This window comes from Streptomyces sp. NPDC006326 (assembly GCF_040612915.1).
Taxonomy (GTDB): Bacteria; Actinomycetota; Actinomycetes; order Streptomycetales; family Streptomycetaceae; genus Streptomyces.
In genome coordinates, this window is record NZ_JBEXRC010000037.1 from 60,972 (window position 1) to 80,321 (window position 19,350).

General features: G+C 71.6%; 12 protein-coding genes. 8 read left to right on the forward strand and 4 right to left on the reverse strand.

Going from position 1 to position 19,350, the window contains the following annotated elements:
* Window positions 1–15: 15 nt before the first annotated feature.
* Window positions 16–2,766, reverse strand: coding sequence for a PKD domain-containing protein (locus tag ABZ128_RS25625; protein ID WP_356851159.1), 2,751 nt, complete (start codon window positions 2,764–2,766; stop codon window positions 16–18).
* A gap of 617 nt (window positions 2,767–3,383) precedes the next feature.
* Between ABZ128_RS25625 and ABZ128_RS25630 the strand changes: the two genes are divergently transcribed.
* From ABZ128_RS25630 to glgB, 4 genes are all read left to right on the forward strand, one after another.
* Window positions 3,384–5,378 carry an alpha-1,4-glucan--maltose-1-phosphate maltosyltransferase gene (locus tag ABZ128_RS25630; RefSeq protein ID WP_356851160.1) on the forward strand — a complete coding sequence of 665 codons (1,995 nt, stop codon included), beginning with the start codon at window positions 3,384–3,386 and terminating at the stop codon, window positions 5,376–5,378.
* Window positions 5,375–7,096 (forward strand): maltose alpha-D-glucosyltransferase, encoded by a 1,722-nt coding sequence (gene treS, locus ABZ128_RS25635; RefSeq protein WP_356851161.1) that lies wholly within the window; start codon window positions 5,375–5,377, stop codon window positions 7,094–7,096. Before ABZ128_RS25630 ends, treS begins: the two co-directional genes overlap by 4 nt.
* 146 nt (window positions 7,097–7,242) lie before the next feature.
* The gene (locus tag ABZ128_RS25640) at window positions 7,243–8,712 is read left to right on the forward strand and encodes a maltokinase (RefSeq protein ID WP_356851162.1); all 1,470 of its coding nucleotides are present in this window, start codon (window positions 7,243–7,245) and stop codon (window positions 8,710–8,712) included.
* Window positions 8,709–11,009: a 1,4-alpha-glucan branching enzyme gene (gene glgB / locus ABZ128_RS25645; protein ID WP_356851163.1), complete on the forward strand. Its 2,301-nt coding sequence runs from the start codon at window positions 8,709–8,711 to the stop codon at window positions 11,007–11,009. Before ABZ128_RS25640 ends, glgB begins: the two co-directional genes overlap by 4 nt.
* On the opposite strand, the gene ABZ128_RS25650 is transcribed toward glgB, so the two are convergent.
* On the reverse strand, window positions 10,999–11,346 hold the full coding sequence (locus ABZ128_RS25650; protein WP_356851164.1) for a thioredoxin domain-containing protein: 348 nt from the start codon (window positions 11,344–11,346) through the stop codon (window positions 10,999–11,001). The genes glgB and ABZ128_RS25650 overlap by 11 nt on opposite strands.
* A 27-nt stretch (window positions 11,347–11,373) precedes the next feature.
* Window positions 11,374–11,775, reverse strand: a complete 402-nt coding sequence (locus ABZ128_RS25655; protein ID WP_356851165.1) for a MerR family transcriptional regulator — start codon at window positions 11,773–11,775, stop codon at window positions 11,374–11,376.
* 346 nt (window positions 11,776–12,121) lie between these two features.
* Between ABZ128_RS25655 and ABZ128_RS25660 the strand changes: the two genes are divergently transcribed.
* Entirely contained in the window at window positions 12,122–12,805 is a 684-nt protein-coding gene (locus ABZ128_RS25660; RefSeq protein ID WP_356851166.1) for a helix-turn-helix transcriptional regulator, read from the forward strand.
* Between the two features lie 6 nt (window positions 12,806–12,811).
* Here the strand turns inward: ABZ128_RS25660 and ABZ128_RS25665 are convergent, their stop codons facing one another.
* Complete coding sequence (locus ABZ128_RS25665; protein WP_356851167.1) at window positions 12,812–13,837, reverse strand: ATP-dependent 6-phosphofructokinase; 1,026 nt, start codon at window positions 13,835–13,837, stop codon at window positions 12,812–12,814.
* A gap of 350 nt (window positions 13,838–14,187) precedes the next feature.
* On the opposite strand from ABZ128_RS25665, the gene pta reads away from it, so the two are divergent.
* The 3 genes from pta (at window position 14,188) to pyk (ending at window position 19,061) form a co-directional block, all read left to right on the forward strand.
* Window positions 14,188–16,272, forward strand: a complete 2,085-nt coding sequence (pta, locus tag ABZ128_RS25670) for a phosphate acetyltransferase (RefSeq protein ID WP_356851168.1) — start codon at window positions 14,188–14,190, stop codon at window positions 16,270–16,272.
* 69 nt (window positions 16,273–16,341) lie between these two features.
* Entirely contained in the window at window positions 16,342–17,568 is a 1,227-nt protein-coding gene (locus ABZ128_RS25675; protein WP_356851169.1) for an acetate kinase, read from the forward strand.
* 62 nt (window positions 17,569–17,630) lie between these two features.
* Window positions 17,631–19,061, forward strand: a complete 1,431-nt coding sequence (pyk, locus tag ABZ128_RS25680) for a pyruvate kinase (protein ID WP_356851170.1) — start codon at window positions 17,631–17,633, stop codon at window positions 19,059–19,061.
* Window positions 19,062–19,350 lie beyond the last annotated feature (289 nt).

The window sequence follows — 19,350 nt, forward strand, 5'->3', positions numbered from 1 at the left end:
GGTTGGGGCGGCCGGTCAGGGCCGGGTGAAGTAGCCGAGCAGGTCGGTGATCACGTGGGTGCTGCCGCCGTGGCTGTTCCAGACGGCGACGCGGCCGTCCGCCACCGGGGTGGTGACGTGGTTGGGGACGGTGTCGCCGGGACGGGTGTTGAGGCTGCTGGCACCCGGGCGGCTCGCTCCGTACCCGTAGACGGTGAGGAATCCGGGTCCGGTGGACTCGGTCGCGGTGACGTTCAGTACCGCGCCGACCGCTCCGGCGGGCAGGCCGGCGACGGTGGTGTCCGTGCCGGGGGCGAGCTTGCCGGTGGTACGGGTGTCGGCGAGGCGCCTCGGGACGGTCGGCGTGAACAGGGTCGTGCCGTCCTTGCCGTACCAGCCGACCGCGTCCAGGACCAGGTGCGTGGAGCCGGTGTTGGTGTAGAGGGTGATCGTGCCGTCCGGGCCCACCGGGACGATGGCCTGGTTCGACTTGTCCTTGCCCGGCTCGGGGTTGAGGTTCGAGGTGGCGGGCCGGTTCGCCGGGTCGGGGTAGGCGATGACGTGCGCGTCGGCGGTGGACCCGGTGCTGGTCAGGTTGAGTGCGACCGCGGTGGCGCCGGCGGGGACGCCGCCCACGCCCGCGACCTTGACGGTCCGGCTCGTGCCCCCGGCGAGCGCGCCGCCCGCGGTACGGGTGTCGGCGAGGCGGGTCGGGGCGATCGGGCTGAAGCGCTGCCCGGCGTTCGGCTGGTAGTAGCCGACGAAGTCGACGACGAGCGAGGCCCGGCCGGAGTTCAGCTGGGCCGAGACCCGGCCGTCGGCGCCGACGGGGACGGTCACCGTGTTGGAGGACGTGCCGCCCGCGCGGACGTTGACGTTCGAGGTCGCCGGGCGGGGCTGGCCGGAGGGCCACACGCTCAGGTGGGTGTCCTCCGTGGCGCCCGTGACGGTGACGTTGAGGACGGCCGCGGCCATGCCGCCGGAGAGGACGTGGTCCGGCACGGACAGGCCGGCCGGCAGGATCACGCCGGTCGGCGTCCCGCCCGCGACGGGGCTGTTGGTGGTGCGGGTGTCGAGCAGGCGGAACGGTGCGGTGGCGACGTAGCCGGAGGGCGCGTAGTCGACCTTCACCGTCTTGGCCGCCGTGGACGTGGCGCCATGGGAGTCGCGGACGGTGACCTGCACCCGGTGGTCGCCCGGCCGGCTGTAGGTGTGCTGGACCGGCTCCAGGCTGTTGCCCTGGGCGGTGGTGCCGTCACCGAAGTCCAGGTCCACCCGGTCCAGGGGCCACGGGAGAGCCGTGGCCGCGGGGTCGATGCGCACGGTCAGCGGACGGGTGGAGCCGATGGGGCTGTCCGAGGCCGGCAGCACCGGCTCGGCGGTGAACGCGGCGGTCAGCGGGCCGGCCGCGGTCACCTTGGTGGACTTCTGCGTGAAGGCCTTCGCCCCGACGCCGTTGACCGCCGTGACCTTGACCGTGCACTCGCACGGCGCGCTGTAGACGTGCGTGGCGACGGCGCCCAGGGCGTTGCCCGGTCGGGTGACGACGGGCGGCGTCCCGTCGCCGAAGTCCACGTGGTACTCCATGGCGGTGGGCCAGAGGCTGTTCGACACGGCCTGCACCTCCACCGGGGTGCCGGCCGGCGCCCAGGTCCGGTCGATCACCATCCAGGCCTCGCTCAGGCCGTCCTGGGTCTCGTAGGCACCGCGGTCCAGGTACCCCCCGTCCTTGCCGGTGTTGGGCACGCGCGGGTCGTCGGCGGTCGGGTTCAGGTTGTGGTCCGTGGGCAGTACGCCCGGTGCCGTCGGGTCGGCGGAGTCGATGGCCCGTGAGCCGTCCATCTGGCCGGCCTCGTCGCGGGACGCGGTCAGGATGTCGTGCGCACCCTGGCCGCTGGCGGCCTGGAACGCCGCCGGGCTCTGGTACCCGGTGCCGGCCCAGCTGTAGACCGTGCGCCCGGCGGCGGAAACGATCAGGTTGTAGTCGGCGCGGGTGCCCTCGGCCGCGCTCTGGGACACCGCCATGCCCTGAACCGGTTCGGCCGACTCGCACCGCGTGGAGGTCGCCTCGGTGTAGAGCACGTTGTTGAACAGCGCGGAGCCGGTCGAGCCGCCACTGACCGAGAGGGCCGCCTGGCAGTAACCGTAGAACGTGTTGTTGGTGACGGCCGTGCCCGGCGCGTCGACCACCGTGACCGCCGGCCGGACGACGCCGATGATCTGGTTGCGGCCGAGCACGGTGCCCCGCGAGCCGCCCTCGACCCGGACTCCCGTCAGCCGGCTCCGGCTGACGTGCACGTCCGTGCTTTCCCCGCCGACCACGAGGGCGTCGAGCGTGCCCCGTGAGACGACCGTCCGGTCGAGCTCCACATCGGTCGATCGGCTGATCTGGACGCCGCCGCGGACGGTCAGGCCGCGTACTACCACGTGGCCGGCGCCGGTGACGGCCAGGCCCTTGGACAGCTCCGCCGTGGGCGCGCCCTCCGTCGGATCGGCGGCGAAGGTGACCGGCCTGCCCGGCTCACCGGAGCGGTCGACGGTCACGGCCTCGTCATAGGCCCTGCCCGTCTTCACGAGCACCGTCTGGCCCGGCTGGACGGCCTTGGCCGCGGCCGAGACGGTGCAGAACGGGACGGACTGCGTGCCCGATCCGGCGTCGGAGCAGTGGGAGTCGTCATGGTTGCTGACGTACAGCGTGGACGGCGTAGCGGCGGCCGCAGTGCCGGGAACACCGAGGAGGGCGACGAGCCCTGCGGTGAGCAGGACCACCGCACGAGTGGGACGCAAAGGGATGGCTTCCTTCGTCATGCAGGAAAGAGCTGCGTGGAATGCGGGGCGTTGCACAGCTGCACGACGGCGAAGCGGCCAATTCCCCCCTGGCCGTCGGGCGCACGCGCATCCACGAGGACGAAGCCATGATCCCTGGTCGGCCGACGGATGTCACTCCGGACAAATCGCCTTCCCGTCAACACCGCCACGCGCGTCTCACCTAGCCCGTACGCGTCGCACTCCGGCCCCGTCCGGGCCGGACGGGGGCGGCCCGAGGGACGGGTGGGACGGGTGGTGTCCGGTCGTACATCCGGTAGTCCCGGCCGACTTGATGGAGCCTCGGCGGATCTCGGACAGGGGCTTGGTCTGGGCCGTGCGACTACGTACGAGTAGTTAACCGAGCACCCTGCATGGGCGCGACGAGAGTGGGAAGGGCTCCCCGCGTACACGCACGGCGCACCCCGCACCCCACCTCTCCCGCCACCCGAGTGAACGCGGACAGGAGCGGCCATGCCCGCAGCCCAGCCGTCTTCCGAGCGGCTAGAAACAGAGCGAACAGAGCGTGCACTACCAGCCGGTTCCGCGGCTGGCCTGTTGTCACCGAGCCCTGCGAACTGCCCCCAGGTGATCCCATCATGATCGGTCGCATTCCCGTACTGGACGTCCGCCCTGCCGTCGACTGCGGCGCCAGACCCGCCAAGGCGGTCGTGGACGAGGTCTTCGAGATCTCCGCCACCGTGTTCCGCGAGGGCCACGACGCCGTCGCCGCCCATGTCGTGCTGCGCGACCCCAGCGGGCGGATGCGGCCCGCCGTGCCGATGCGCGAGCTGGCGCCCGGAACCGACCGCTGGGGGGCCCGGGTCTCGGCCGACGCCGAGGGGCGGTGGACCTACACGGTCGAGGCGTGGAGCGACCCGGTCGCCACTTGGCGGGCGCATGCCGCGATCAAGATCCCGGCCGGGATCGATCCGGGGCTCACCCTCCTCGAAGGGGCGGACGTACTGGAGCGGGCCGGGTCCCGGATCCCCAAGCGCGACGGCCGCGAGCACGTCATGGCCGCCGCCGCCACGATGCGCGACGAGGACCTGGAGGCGGACGTCCGCTACGCCGCCGCCCTCGCGCCGGAGGTGGAGGCGGCGCTGGCGAGGCGCCCGTACCGGGAGCTCGTCACGGCCGCCAAGGCCATGCCGCTGGTCGTGGAGCGCAAGCGCGCCCTCTTCGGCTCCTGGTACGAGATGTTCCCCCGCTCCGAGGGTGCCGTCGTCGAGCCGGGCCGGGCTCCGGTGAGCGGGACGTTCGCGACCGCCGCCGAGCGGCTGCCGGCCATTGCCGCGATGGGCTTCGACGTGGTGTACCTGCCGCCGATCCACCCGATCGGGAGCACCTACCGCAAGGGGCCCAACAACACCCTCTCCGCGGGCAGTTGGGATCCGGGCGTGCCGTGGGCCATCGGCTCCACCGAGGGCGGCCACGACGCCGTCCACCCCGAACTGGGCACCATCGAGGACTTCGACGCCTTCGTCGCCCGGGCCCGCGAGCTGCACCTGGAGATCGCGCTCGACTTCGCCCTGCAGTGCTCGCCCGACCACCCGTGGGTGGAGAAGCACCCGGAGTGGTTCCGCCACCGCGCCGACGGGACGATCGCGTACGCGGAGAACCCGCCGAAGAAGTACCAGGACATCTATCCGATCCACTTCGACACCGACATGGCCGGCCTCGTCACGGAGACGGTCCGCATCCTGCGCCACTGGATGGACCACGGTGTCCGGATCTTCCGGGTCGACAATCCGCACACCAAGCCCGTCGTCTTCTGGCAGAAGGTGATCGCGGACATCAACAAGTCCGACCCCGACGTGATCTTCCTGGCGGAGGCCTTCACCCGTCCCGCGATGATGCGCGCGCTGGCCGCCAACGGCTTCCAGCAGTCGTACACGTACTTCACCTGGCGCAACACCAAGGCGGAGCTCACGGAGTACCTGACCGAGCTGTCCGACACCCGGTCGGCCTCGGTGATGCGGCCGAACTTCTTCGTCAACACGCCCGACATCCTCCACGCCTACCTGCAGCACGGCGGGCGTGCGGCCTTCGAGGTGCGCGCGGTGCTCGCCGCCACCCTCTCGCCGACCTGGGGCGTCTACGCGGGCTACGAGCTCTGCGAGAACACCCCGGTCCGGGAGGGCAGCGAGGAGTACCTGAACTCCGAGAAGTACGAGTTCCGGCCACGTGACTGGGCGGCCGCCGACCGCGAGGGCCGCACCATCGCCCCGCTGATCACCACGCTCAACCGGCTGCGACGGCGCCACCCGGCGCTCCAGCAGCTGCGCGACATCCATTTCCACACGACCGACAACGACCAGGTGATCGCCTATTCGAAGCACGCCGGAGCCGATTCCGTACTGGTGGTCGTCAACCTCGATCCGCACCACACCCAGGAGGCGACGGTCTCGTTGGACATGCCGGTACTCGGCCTCGACTGGCACGGGTCCCTCGCGGTGCGCGACGAGCTCACCGGCGAGACCTATCACTGGGGCAGGGCGAACTACGTGCGCCTAGAGCCGGGCCGTGCGCCCGCGCACGTACTGGCCGCTCTGCGACCGTCCCCGCCCACCGGAGGGTCACCCACCACATGATGATCAACGATCCCGTCCCCGACACCTTCGAGGACACCCCCGCCAAGGACCGCGATCCCGACTGGTTCAAGCGGGCGGTCTTCTACGAGGTCCTCGTCCGCTCCTTCCACGACAGCAACGGCGACGGCGTGGGGGACCTCAAGGGGCTCACGGCCAAACTGGACTACCTCCAGTGGCTGGGCATCGACTGCCTCTGGCTGCCGCCGTTCTTCGCCTCGCCCCTGCGCGACGGGGGCTACGACGTCTCGGACTACACCTCCGTCCTCCCCGAGTTCGGCGACCTCGCCGACTTCGTCGAGTTCGTGGACGCCGCGCACCAGCGCGGTATGCGCGTGATCATCGATTTCGTCATGAACCACACCAGCGACCAGCACGAGTGGTTCCAGCAGTCGCGCACGGACCCGGACGGCCCGTACGGCGACTACTACATGTGGGCCGACAACGACAAGCAGTACCAGGACGCCCGCATCATCTTCATCGACACCGAGACCTCCAACTGGACGTACGACCCGGTACGCAAGCAGTACTACTGGCACCGCTTCTTCTCGCACCAGCCGGACCTCAACTTCGAGAACCCGGCCGTGCAGGAGGAGATCATCTCGGCGCTGCGCTTCTGGCTCGACCTCGGCATCGACGGGTTCCGGCTCGACGCCGTCCCCTACCTCTACGCCGAGGAGGGCACCAACTGCGAGAACCTGCCCCGCACCCACGCCCTCCTCAAGCGGGTCCGGGCCGAGATCGACGCGCACTACCCCGACACCGTCCTGCTCGCCGAGGCCAACCAGTGGCCCGAGGACGTCGTGGACTACTTCGGGGACTTCGCCAAGGGCGGGGACGAGTGCCACATGGCCTTCCACTTCCCCGTCATGCCGCGCATCTTCATGGCGGTGCGAAGAGAGTCCCGCTACCCGGTCTCCGAGATCCTCGCCAAGACGCCGGCGATCCCGGCCAACTGCCAGTGGGGCATCTTCCTGCGCAACCACGACGAGCTGACCCTGGAGATGGTCACCGACGAGGAGCGCGACTACATGTACGCCGAGTACGCCAAGGACCCGCGGATGCGGGCCAACATCGGCATCCGGCGCCGGCTCGCCCCGCTCCTCGACAACGACCGCAACCAGATGGAGCTGTTCACGGCCCTGCTGCTGTCGCTGCCCGGTTCCCCGGTGCTGTACTACGGCGACGAGATCGGCATGGGCGACAACATCTGGCTCGGCGACCGCGACGGCGTCCGCACCCCGATGCAGTGGACTCCGGACCGCAATGCCGGTTTCTCCTCCTGCGATCCGGGCAGGTTGAACCTGCCGGTCATCATGGACCCCGTCCACGGGTACCAGGTCACCAATGTCGAGGCGGCCATGGCATCGCCCTCGTCACTGCTGCACTGGACCCGCCGGCTGATCGAGATCCGCAAGGCGAATCCGGCGTTCGGGCTCGGCTCGTACACCGAACTGCCGTCGTCGAACCCGGCGGTGCTCGCGTTCCTCCGGGAGTACGGCGACGACCTGGTGCTGTGCGTGCACAACTTCTCGCGGTTCGCGCAGCCCACCGAGCTGGATCTGCGGTCGTTCAACGGGCGGGTGCCGGTGGAGCTGACCGGTGACGTGCGCTTCCCGCCGATCGGCGAGTGGCCGTACCTGCTGACCCTGGCGGGCCACGGCTTCCTCTGGTTCCGGCTGCGCCACGAGCAGAAGCCGGAGCTCAAGACCGGCGCTTGAGCCAAAGGGGCGGGCACACGAACGGGCCAGTCGCCCGCCCCTGTACGGATCATCCTGGCCCGACACCCATCCACCACCGGACAGCAATGCTCGCCATCCGGGACACTCTGCGCATTCGTGACGGCCCGGAGAAAGGACGCGACGCCATGTCGGAGGCTGCATCCGCCCGGAGCCGCCAGGGCAGTCTGGCCGCTGTCCCGCTCGGACCGCTCGAACCCATGCTGCGGGCCTGGCTGCCCAGGCAGCGCTGGTACGCCGGGAAGGGGCGCGCCATCACGCGGCTGCGGCTCGTCTCGGCCGTCGAGCTGCTGCCGCCCGGGAGCACCCCCGGGCTCGTGCACCTGCTCGTCGGCGTGGACTGCGCCGACGGGAGCGCGGACTGCTACCAGCTGCTGCTCGGGGTACGGCCCGCGCCGCTGCCGCCCGCGCTCGCGCCTGCGCTGATCGGGCACGCCGAGCAGGGCCCGTACGCCGGCCAGGCCGTGTACGAGGGCCTCGGGGATCCGCGGCTCGCGGCGCTGCTGCTGGAACGGTTGCGCACTCCCGGTGCGCACGGCCCGCTCCGCTTCGACCGGGACCCGGCCGCGCTGATCCCCGCCGAGTCCGCGCCCCGGCCGCTGTCCGGGGAGCAGACCAACTCCTCCCTGATCTACGGGGATTCGCACATCCTGAAGGTGTTCCGCCGTGTGGGGCCCGGGGTCAACCCGGACCTGGAGCTGCCCAGGGCACTGGCGGCGGCCGGCTGCTCCCGCGTGCCGGCGCCGGTCGCCTGGTACGAGGCCGAGCTGCCCGGCTCGGAGCCGCTGACCCTGGGCGTGCTCCAGCCGTACCTGCGCGGCTCCGACGACGGCTGGCAGCTCGCCCTGCGCCGCCTCGGGGCCGGGGCCGACTTCACCGCCGAGGCACACGCCCTGGGCCGGGCCACCGCCGAGGTGCACAGCGCCCTCGCCGCCGCCCTGCCCACCGTCGCGCTGGGCCCCGAGCAGACGGCCCGGCTCGCCGCCGGGATGACGGCACGGCTGGCGGCCACCGTCCGGGAGGTGCCGGCGCTCCAGCCCTACGAGGACGGGCTGCGCGGCGCCTTCGACGCGCTGGCCGCCTCCCGCGGGTCCGGCGTCCCGGCCCAGCGGATCCACGGGGACCTGCACCTGGGCCAGACGCTGCGCACCGCCGACGGCAGCTGGGCGCTGATCGACTTCGAGGGCGAGCCGGCCCGGCCGCTCGCGGACCGGCGCCGTCCCGAACCGGCCGTGCGCGACATCGCCGGGATACTGCGTTCCTTCGACTACGCGGCCCGCTCCCACCGGCCGTTCGCACCGGCCTGGGCGGACGCCTGCCGGGCCGCCTTCTGCGAGGGCTACGCCCGGACCACCGGCCGCGACCCGCGCGAGGACCCGGTCCTGCTGCGCGCGTACGAGACCGACAAGGCGGTGTACGAGGCGCGCTACGAGTCCCGGCACCGGCCCGACTGGCTGCACGTCCCCATGGCGGCCATCCGCCGCCTGTCCGAACGGGAGCGCCCTGCCCACCGGCCGGGCCGCCGTGCGGCGGCGCCCCCTGCGCCGCCCGCATCGACCACTCCCCATCCGAAGCCCCCGAGGAGGCCGCTCGCGTGAGCGCCGCACGACAGCCGTCACCGTCCGTCCGCGACGAAGCCGCTCCCGCCCCGGAGCCACCCCTGCCGAAGGCCGCGGGGGCGCGTGCGCCCCGGGCCCGCCGGGCCGCCGCCCCTGCACGCGGGGTCCGGCCCGCGCCCGTGCTCGACGCCGGGGAACGGGCCCGGCTGCTGGAGGGCCGCCACCACGATCCGCACGCGGTGCTGGGTGCGCACCCCCGGCGCGGCGGGGTCGTCTTCCGCGTGCTGCGCCCGTACGCGAAGGCGGTGACCGTCGTCGCCAAGGGGCTGCGGGCCGAGCTCCTCGACGAGGGCGACGGGCTCTTCTCGGGGCTGCTGCCGCTGACCGGGGTGCCGGACTACCGGCTGCTGGTGGCCTACGACGGCGACGAGACCGAGGTGCACGACCCGTACCGGTTCCTGCCGGCGGTCGGCGAGCTGGACCTGCACCTGATCGGCGAGGGCCGGCACGAGGAGCTGTGGACGGCGCTCGGCGCCCGGCCGATGGAGCACCAGGGCGTCCTCGGCACCCGGTTCACGGTGTGGGCCCCGAACGCCCAGGGCGTGCGGGTCACCGGCGACTTCTCGTACTGGGACCCGACGGCCCACCCGATGCGCTCGCTGGGCTCCTCCGGGGTGTGGGAGCTGTTCCTGCCGGGGGTGGGCGAGGGCGCCCTGTACAAGTACGACATCACGCGCCCCGACGGCAGCCACACCCTGCGCGCCGACCCGATGGCCCGGCAGGCGGAGGTCCCGCCGGCGACCGCGTCCGTGGTGACCGCCTCGCAGTACGCGTGGCAGGACGCGGAGTGGATGGCGCGGCGCGGGGCCCGCCCCGTGCACCAGGCGCCGTTCTCGGTGTACGAGCTGCACCTGGCGTCCTGGCGGCCGGGGCTCTCCTACCGGCAGCTGGCCGAGGAGCTCCCGGCGTACGTCAAGGAGCTGGGCTTCACGCACGTGGAGTTCATGCCGGTCGCCGAGCACCCCTTCGGCGGTTCCTGGGGCTACCAGGTGACCGGTTTCTACGCACCGACCTCCCGACTGGGCAGCCCGGACGACTTCCGCTTCCTGGTGGACAGCCTGCACCGGGCGGGCATCGGCGTGATCGTCGACTGGGTGCCCGCGCACTTCCCGCGGGACGAGTGGGCGCTCGCCGAGTTCGACGGACGGCCGCTGTACGAGCACCACGACCCGCGGCGGGCCGCGCACCCGGACTGGGGGACGCTGGAGTTCGACTACGGGCGCAAGGAGGTCCGCAACTTCCTCGTCGCCAATGCCGTCTACTGGTGCCAGGAGTTCCACGTGGACGGGCTGCGGGTGGACGCGGTGGCCTCCATGCTCTACCTGGACTACTCGCGGGGCGAGGGCGAGTGGCTGCCGAACGAGTACGGGGGCCGGGAGAACCTGGACGCGGTCGCGCTGCTGCAGGAGATGAACGCGACGGTGTACCGGCGCTGCCCGGGGGTGGTGACGATCGCCGAGGAGTCCACGGCCTGGGACGGGGTCACGCGGCCCACGGACGGCGGCGGCCTCGGCTTCGGCCTGAAGTGGAACATGGGCTGGATGCACGACACGCTGCGCTACCTCTCGAAGGAGCCCGTGCACCGCAAGTACCACCACAACGACCTGACCTTCGGGATGGTCTACGCGTACAGCGAGAACTTCGTGCTGCCGATCTCGCACGACGAGGTGGTGCACGGCAAGGGTTCGCTGGTGTCGAAGATCCCCGGGGACTGGTGGCAGCAGCGGGCCTCGCACCGGGCGTACCTGGGCTTCATGTGGGCCCACCCGGGCAAGCAACTGCTCTTCATGGGGCAGGAGTTCGCGCAGGGATCGGAGTGGTCGGAGGAGCACGGGCCCGACTGGTGGCTGCTGGACCCCGCGTACTCGGCGGCGGGCGACCACCGCGGCGTGCGCGATCTGGTGCGCGACCTGAACCGCACGTACACGGCGACGCCCGCGCTGTGGGAGCGGGACACGGCGCCGGAGGGCTTCGCGTGGGTGGAGGCGGACGCCGCCGAGGACAACGTGCTCGCCTTCCTGCGGTACGGGCAGGACGGCTCGCCGCTGCTGTGCGTGTCGAACTTCTCGCCGGTGGTGCGGCACGGGTACCGGATCGGGGTGCCCGAGGCGGTGCCGTGGTGGCGGGAGGTCCTCAACACGGACCTGGAGGAGTACGGCGGCAGCGGCGTGCACCATCCGCAGGCGCTGCGGCCCGAGCCCGTGCCGGCGCAGGGCCGCCCCGTGAGCCTGCGCCTGACGCTCCCGCCGCTGGCGACCGTCTGGCTCAGGCCGTGACGCCGGTGTACTCCTCCAGCTCCTGAAGCAGCCTGCGCTTGGCCCGGGCCCCGACCATCTGCTGCACGGGCTCACCGTCCCGGAAGACAAGCATGGTCGGCATGGACAGCACCCCGTACCGCGTGACGGTGGCGGGGTTGCCGTCCGCGTCGATCTGCACGACCTTGAGCCGGTCCGCGTGCTCGGCCGCGACGGCGGACAGCACGGGCGCGAGCTGGCGGCAGGGGCCGCACCAGTCCGCGGTGAACTCCACGAGGACGGGCCGGGCGCGCTCGTCGAGCACCTCCGCCTCGAAGTCCTGGTCGGTCACCTCGGCCACACCTTCGGCGTGAATCATCGCGTGTTCCCTCTCCTCGTTCGTGTGTCATCCGGTCATTTCGCACTGCGGGGCCACCGCTCCACCGGCGGCCTCGGCGGCCTTCTCGGCGTCGGCGAGCTGCCGCGCGACCTGGTCCCGTACGTCGGCCAGCCGGCCGATGAGCCCGTCGAGCTCGGCGAGCTTGCGCCGGTAGACGGCCAGGGAGGCCGGGCAGGAGTCACCGGCGGGGTGGCCGGCACGCAGGCAGTCGACGAACGGCCGGGTCTCCTCCAGGTCGAAGCCGAAGTCCTGGAGCGTGCGGATCTGGCGCAGCAGCCGCAGGTCGTCCTCGTCGTAGGTGCGGTAGCCGTTGCCGGTCCGCCGAGCGGGCAGCAGTCCACGGGATTCGTAGTACCGCAGGGTCCGCGTGCTGGTCCCGGCCCGCTGCGCCAGTTCGCCGATTCGCATGCCCCCGACCGTAATCCTTGACGCGGACGTCAAGGCAAGGGAGAGGAGGGGGCGGTCGGCGGGGCCCTCGCCACCCCCGTATGCGAGGGCCCCCGAAAGGGATCACGTACGGCCGGGACGTGCGGTTCAGGAGTGGGGGCGGGTTCGGTGAAGATCGTGCACAGGGGTATCGCAACGGATGGCCGGAACCGTACGCTTGAAAATGGATCTAGGAACAATCCGATTACCGGACAGTCGCAGGGAAACCCGCCCAAAGCGCCGAACTCCATAGGACTTTCGTACGAGTTCTGGCCTTGTTTGAACGGTCTGTAGTCGTCACCCCTCGGCCACTCCTACGGTGTGGGCTGTGCACTCCAGCCCTCCCTTCAACGCCCCCGCCGCGCGGCGCCTGCGCGCCGCCCTGGGCATGGCCCCCGGCCATGTCGCCTACGGCCTGCGCGCCCAGTACGGACTGATCGTCGAGCCCGAGACCGTCATGGCCTGGGAGCGGGGCGAGATCTCGCCGAACTCTGCCGAGCTGACGGCGCTGGCCGGCGTGCTCTGGTGCGCCCCCGGGGAACTGCTCGCCGAGCCGGTCACCCTGCGGGAGCACCGGATCGCCCGGGGCCTGGCCCCGGACGAGCTGGCCCGGCGGATCGGCCTGGAGACGAACGCGTACCAGAAGATTGAGGACACCGGGCGCTGGAAGGGCAACGAGCGGCAGTCCGTGGCCCTGGCGCAGACGCTGGGTCTGACGCTCTCCCAGTTCGTGGCGGCGACCGGCAAGCAGGAGGAGCTCGCCGAGATCCTGCGCAGCGCGGTCACCACCCGCTGGCAGGCGTACGTGAAACCGCTGGCCAAGCTGCTCCCGGTGCCCAGGGCCCATCTGGAGCCGGTGCTGGAGCGGATGCACGGGGACTACCAGGCCAAGATGGTCTCCACCCTGAGCTGGAACAGCACCTCGTTCGAGGCCGGGACGGGCGATGCGGGCCGCGAGTACCTGGCCGACATCGTCGCCCACTTCTGGGCCCTGGCCTCCGGAGACCGGTAGGGGCCGTCAGAAGACCGATTCGGCCTCGTACATGCGGTGCTCCGGGACCCTCTTGAGCTCGGTGACCGCCGAGGCCAGCGGGGCCATCACGATGTCGGTGCCGCGCAGCGCGGTCATGTTGCCGAAGTCGCCGCGGTGGACGGCCTCCACGGCGTGCCAGCCGAAGCGGGTGGCGAGGACGCGGTCGTACGCGGTGGGGGTACCGCCGCGCTGGACGTGGCCCAGGATGACCGGGCGGGCCTCCTTGCCCAGGCGGTGCTCCAGTTCGACGGCGAGGCGGTTGCCGATGCCGGCGAAGCGCTCGTGGCCGTACTGGTCGATCTCGCCCTTCTCGTACGGCATCGAGCCCTCGGCCGGGTGGGCACCCTCGGCGACGCAGATGACGGCGAACTTCTTGCCGCGGGAGAAGCGTTCCTCCACCATCTTCACCAGGGCGTCCACCTCGAACGGCCGCTCGGGCAGGCAGATCCCGTGGGCGCCGCCCGCCATGCCGGACTCCAGGGCGATCCAGCCCGCGTGCCGGCCCATGACCTCCACGACCATCACGCGCTGGTGCGATTCGGCGGTGGTCTTGAGGCGGTCGATCGCCTCGGTGGCGACCATGACCGCGGTGTCGAAGCCGAAGGTGCGGTCGGTGGAGGAGATGTCGTTGTCGATGGTCTTCGGCACGCCCACGACCGGCATCCCGGCGTCCGACAGCATCCGGGCGGCCGTCAGGGTGCCCTCGCCGCCGATCGGGATCAGCGCGTCGATGCCGTACCGCTGCGACAGTTCGTGCGCGTGCTCGGCGGCTTCGCTCAGCCGCGCGCGCTCCATCCGGGCTGAACCGAGAATCGTACCGCCGCGGGCCAGAATGCCACTGACCGCGTTGATGTCGAGGGGGCGGTAATGCCCGTCCAAGAGGCCCTTGAAGCCGTCTTCGAAGCCGATGACCTCATCCCCGTGCCCGACCAGGGCACGGTGTACGACCGACCGGATGACAGCGTTCAGTCCCGGGCAGTCTCCGCCTGCGGTGAGAACTCCGATGCGCATCGTGCTGTGTCTCCTGCTCCTGGTCGTACCGGACCGTCCGCGTGCGGGCGGACAGCCGTACACATGAAGGGCGTATGGGTGAAGCGTGTCCGATTCTTCCACGGGCCCGGGGTGCGGCGCGTGCCGTGCCGCGCGGAGGGCCGGGCCTCCCGGCCGTCCGGGACGGACCTCTTCCCGGCGGGCGCCCTATCCCTCCAGCGAGGTATTGTCAAGAGGTCAAGCCCACCCCCACGGGAAAATCTACTCGGAGATCTCCGCGATCTCGGGGAACTCGGAGATCACGGAGATCTCGTGGATCCGCCCGCGGCGCCCAGAGCTGCGCCCAGGCGCAACATGGACGGAGAGCCCGCGTGACGCGCAGCGTGTACGTGACCGGTATCGAGCGGGGGGACGGCCGGCAGGTCGTCGAGCTGGGGATCATGGAGCTGCTGACCCGCCAGACGGGCCGGGTCGGTGTCTACCGGCCGCTCCTGCACGATGCGCCGGACCGGCTCTTCGACCTGCTCAAGGCGCGCTACCGGATCGACCAGGACGCCTCGACCGCGTACGGCATGGAGTACGGCGAGGCCTCGGCCGTCCTGGCCGAGAAGGGCACCGACGAGCTCGTCTCACGGCTGGTCGACCGCTACCACCGGGTGGCCCGTGACTACGAGGTCATGCTCGTCCTCGGCACCGACTACGCCGAGACCAACCTCCCCGACGAGCTGGCGCTGAACGCCCGCCTCGCCAACGAGCTGGGCGCGGTGGTCGTACCCGTGGTCGGCGGTACGAAGCGCCCCGCCGAGGCCGTGCGCTCCGAGGCCCGCAACGCCTACCGGGCGTACGAGAGCCTGGGCTGCCACGTCGTGGCGATGGTCGTGAACCGGGTGGCCGCCGAGGACCGCGCGGGCATAGCCGAGCGGCTGGCCGCCCGCCTCCCGGTCCCCTGCTACGTGCTGCCGGACGACAAGTCGCTCTCCGCCCCCACGGTCGCCCAGATCACCGGCGCGCTGGGCGGCGAGGTGCTCCTCGGCGACGAGGCGGGGCTGGCCCGCGACGCCCTGGACTTCGTCTTCGGCGGTGCCATGCTGCCCAACTTCCTGAACGCCCTGACCCCGGGCTGCCTGGTCGTCACCCCCGGGGACCGGGCCGACCTGGTCGTCGGCGCGCTGGCGGCGCACGCCTCCGGCACCCCGCCGATCGCCGGGGTGCTGCTGACCCTGAACGAGCGCCCGGCGCCGCGCGTCCTGGAGATGGCCTCGAAGCTGGCACCCGGCACCCCGGTGGTCTCCGTGGCCGGCAACAGCTTCCCGACCGCCGCCGAGCTCTTCGCGCTGCAGAGCCGGCTGAACTCGGCCACCCCGCGCAAGCTGGAGACGGCGCTCGGCCTGTTCGAGCGGCACGTGGACACCGCCGAGCTGCGGGACCTGCTCTCGGTGGCCCGCTCGGAGCGGGTGACCCCGATGATGTTCGAGCACGAGCTGCTGGAGCGGGCCCGCGCCGAGCGCCGCCGGGTGGTCCTGCCCGAGGGCGCCGAGGAGCGGGTGCTGCGCGCCGCCGACGTGGTGCTGCGCCGGGGGGTGTGCGACCTGACGCTGCTGGGCGAGGAGCAGGTGATCCTGAAGAAGGCCGCCGACCTGGGCGTCGACGTCTCGGGCGCCCAGCTGATCGATCCGGCGACCTCGCCCCTGCGGGAACGTTTCGCCGAGTTCTACGCCCAGGCCCGCGCCCACAAGGGCATGACCGTCGAGCTGGCCAACGACGTGGTCACCGACGCGAACTACTTCGGCACGCTGATGGTCCAGGAGGGCCTGGCCGACGGCATGGTCTCCGGCTCGGTGCACTCCACCGCGGCGACGATCCGTCCGGCCTTCGAGATCATCAAGACGAAGCCGGAAGCCTCCATCGTCTCGTCCGTCTTCTTCATGTGCCTGGCCGACCAGGTCCTCGTCTACGGGGACTGCGCGGTCAACCCGGACCCCGACGCCGAGCAGCTCGCCGACATCGCCGTGCAGTCCGCGGCCACGGCGGCCGCCTTCGGGGTCGAGCCGCGGATCGCGATGCTCTCGTACTCGACCGGCACCTCGGGCAGCGGCGCGGACGTGGACAAGGTCCGCAAGGCCACCGAGATCGTCCGCGCCCGGCATCCGGAGCTGCTGATCGAGGGGCCGATCCAGTACGACGCCGCCGTCGAGCCCTCGGTGGCCGCGACGAAGCTGCCGGGCTCCGAGGTGGCCGGCCGGGCGAGCGTGCTGATCTTCCCCGACCTCAACACCGGCAACAACACGTACAAGGCCGTACAGCGCTCGGCGGGCGCCGTCGCGGTCGGCCCGGTGCTCCAGGGTCTGCGCAAGCCCGTCAACGACCTCTCGCGCGGCGCCCTGGTGCAGGACATCGTCACCACCGTGGCGATCACCGCGATCCAGGCGCAGGGCGCGCCGTCCCCCACCGCCTGACCCCGTCCACCGCCCGGACCCCTCCCGCCCGGCCCCTCCACCGACCGCAACCACCGACCGCCCGAAGGAATGACCCCCATCGTGACCGCATCGCGCGTACTCGTCCTCAACTCCGGCTCCTCGTCGGTGAAGTACCAGCTGCTCGACATGGCGGACTCCTCCCGCCTCGCCGTCGGCCTCGTGGAGCGCATCGGCGAGCAGACCTCGCGGCTCGTGCACGAACCGCTGGCCGGCCCCGGCGCCGCGGGCGGCAAGCGGGAGCAGACGGGACCGATCGCGGACCACGAGGCGGCGCTGAAGGCCGTCGCGGCGGAGCTCGCCGCCGACGGGCTGGGCCTGGACTCCCCCGAACTGGCGGCCGTCGGCCACCGGGTGGTGCACGGGGGGACCCGGTTCACCCGGCCGACGGTGGTCGACGAGGAGGTGCTGGCGGAGATCCGGAACCTGATCCCGCTCGCCCCGCTGCACAATCCGGCGAACGTCACCGGCATCGAGGTGGCGCGCTCGCTGCGCGCGGACCTCCCGCAGGTGGCCGTCTTCGACACGGCCTTCCACGCCACGGTGCCGGAGTACGCGGCGCGGTACGCGATCGACGCGGCCACCGCGCAGAAGTACGCCGTCCGGCGGTACGGCTTCCACGGCACCTCCCACGCGTACGTCTCCCGGGCCGCGGCCGCCCTGCTCGGCAAGCCGGCGGCGGACGTGAACGTGATCGTGCTGCACCTGGGCAACGGGGCCTCCGCCTCGGCCGTGCGGGGCGGGGTGTGCGTGGAGACGTCCATGGGCCTGACCCCGCTGGAGGGTCTGGTCATGGGGACCCGCTCGGGCGACGTGGACCCGGCGGTCGTCTTCCACCTGGCGCGGGTGGGCGGCCTCTCGGTGGATGAGATCGATTCGCTCCTGAACAAGAAGAGCGGTCTGCTGGGCCTGTGCGGCGACAACGACATGCGCGAGGTGCTGCGGCGCGCGGGCGAGGGCGACGAGTCGGCGCGGCTCGCCTTCGACGCGTACATCCACCGCCTCAAGAAGTACATCGGCGCCTACACGGCGGTGCTCGGGCGGGTGGACGCCGTGGTGTTCACGGCCGGGGTCGGCGAGAACGCCCACCAGGTCCGCGAGGCTGCCGTGGAGGGGCTCGCGGAGCTGGGCCTGGCGCTGGACGCGCGGGCCAACGCCGTGCGCTCGGCGGAGCCGCGGCTGATCTCCGCGGAGCACGCGCGGGTGGCCGTGGCCGTGATCCCGACGGATGAGGAGCTGGAGATCGCCGCCCAGGCGTACGCATTGGTTACCCGCTAGTCACTTGGACTTTCCACCAGACGGAATATTCCGCTACGAAACAAACGGATAGGATCCGCTTCATGCGCCGTTCCAAAATCGTCTGCACGCTGGGCCCCGCCGTCGACTCGTATGAGCAGCTGAAAGCACTCATCGAGGCAGGTATGAACGTGGCCCGATTCAACTTCAGCCACGGGTCCCAGGCAGAACACCAGGAGCGGTACGACCGCGTCCGGCAGGTCTCCGCGGACACCGGGCGTGCGGTCGGCGTCCTCGCCGACCTCCAGGGCCCCAAGATCCGTCTGGAGACCTTCGCCGAAGGCCCCGTCGAGCTGGTGCGCGGTGACGAGTTCACCATCACCACCGACGACGTCCCGGGCGACAAGTCCATCTGCGGCACCACCTACAAGGGCCTGCCGGGCGACGTCGCCAAGGGCGACCAGATCCTGATCAACGACGGCAACGTCGAGCTGCGGGTGACCGAGGTCGACGGCCCGCGGGTGCGGACCATCGTCATCGAGGGCGGTGTCATCTCGGACCACAAGGGCATCAACCTGCCCGGTGCCGCCGTGAACGTCCCCGCCCTGTCGGAGAAGGACGTCGACGACCTCCGCTTCGCCCTGCGGATGGGCTGCGACATGGTCGCCCTGTCCTTCGTCCGCGACGCCAACGACGTCAAGGACGTCCACAAGGTCATGGACGAGGAGGGCCGCCGGGTCCCCGTCATCGCCAAGGTCGAGAAGCCGCAGGCCGTCGAGAACATGGCGGCCGTGGTCGACGCCTTCGACGCGGTCATGGTGGCCCGTGGCGACCTCGCCGTCGAGTACCCGCTGGAAAAGGTCCCGATGGTCCAGAAGCGGCTCATCGAGATGTGCCGCCGCAACGCCAAGCCGGTGATCGTCGCGACCCAGATGATGGAGTCGATGATCACCAACTCCCGCCCGACCCGCGCGGAGGCGTCCGACGTCGCCAACGCGATCCTCGACGGGGCCGACGCGGTCATGCTGTCGGCCGAGTCCTCGGTCGGCGCCTACCCGATCGAGACCGTCAAGACGATGTCGAAGATCGTCGCCGCGGCCGAGGAGGAGCTCCTGTCCAAGGGCCTCCAGCCGCTGGTCCCGGGCAAGAAGCCCCGTACCCAGGGCGGCTCCGTGGCCCGCGCGGCCTGCGAGATCGCCGACTTCCTCGGCGGCAAGGCGCTGATCGCCTTCACCCAGTCGGGTGACACGGCCCGCCGGCTCTCGCGCTACCGCGCCCAGCAGCCGATCCTGGCCTTCACCACCGACCAGAACACCCGCAACCAGCTCACGCTGAGCTGGGGCGTGGACTCGTACATCGTCCCGCACGTGGACACCACCGACGCCATGGTCGACCTGGTCGACGGCGAGCTGCTCAAGCTGGGCCGCTACAACGACGGCGACACCATGGTCATCACCGCGGGCTCGCCCCCCGGCGTCCCGGGCACCACGAACATGGTCCGCGTCCACCACCTGGGCGGCACCGCCCGCGCCTGACCCGACTCTGCCGCACAGAGACCGAGGGCGGCGCCCCGGATCCGCGAGATCCTGGGCGCCGCCCTCGGTGTTCTCCGGCTGTGCTTCACCCTCACTCCTTGCTTCGCCACCTCGTGCACACGACGGCCGCTCGGCTGCGAACGCCGTGGCGGTGAAGGCGGTCCGGCCCGTCCACAGCGGCGGCGCACCGGCCGCCGCATCCACCACGCCGGCGGCGCAAAGGTCCTAGCTGTCCACGTCGAGCGCCGTGCCGTACAGGCGGTCCACTTTCAACCGGATGACCACCCGG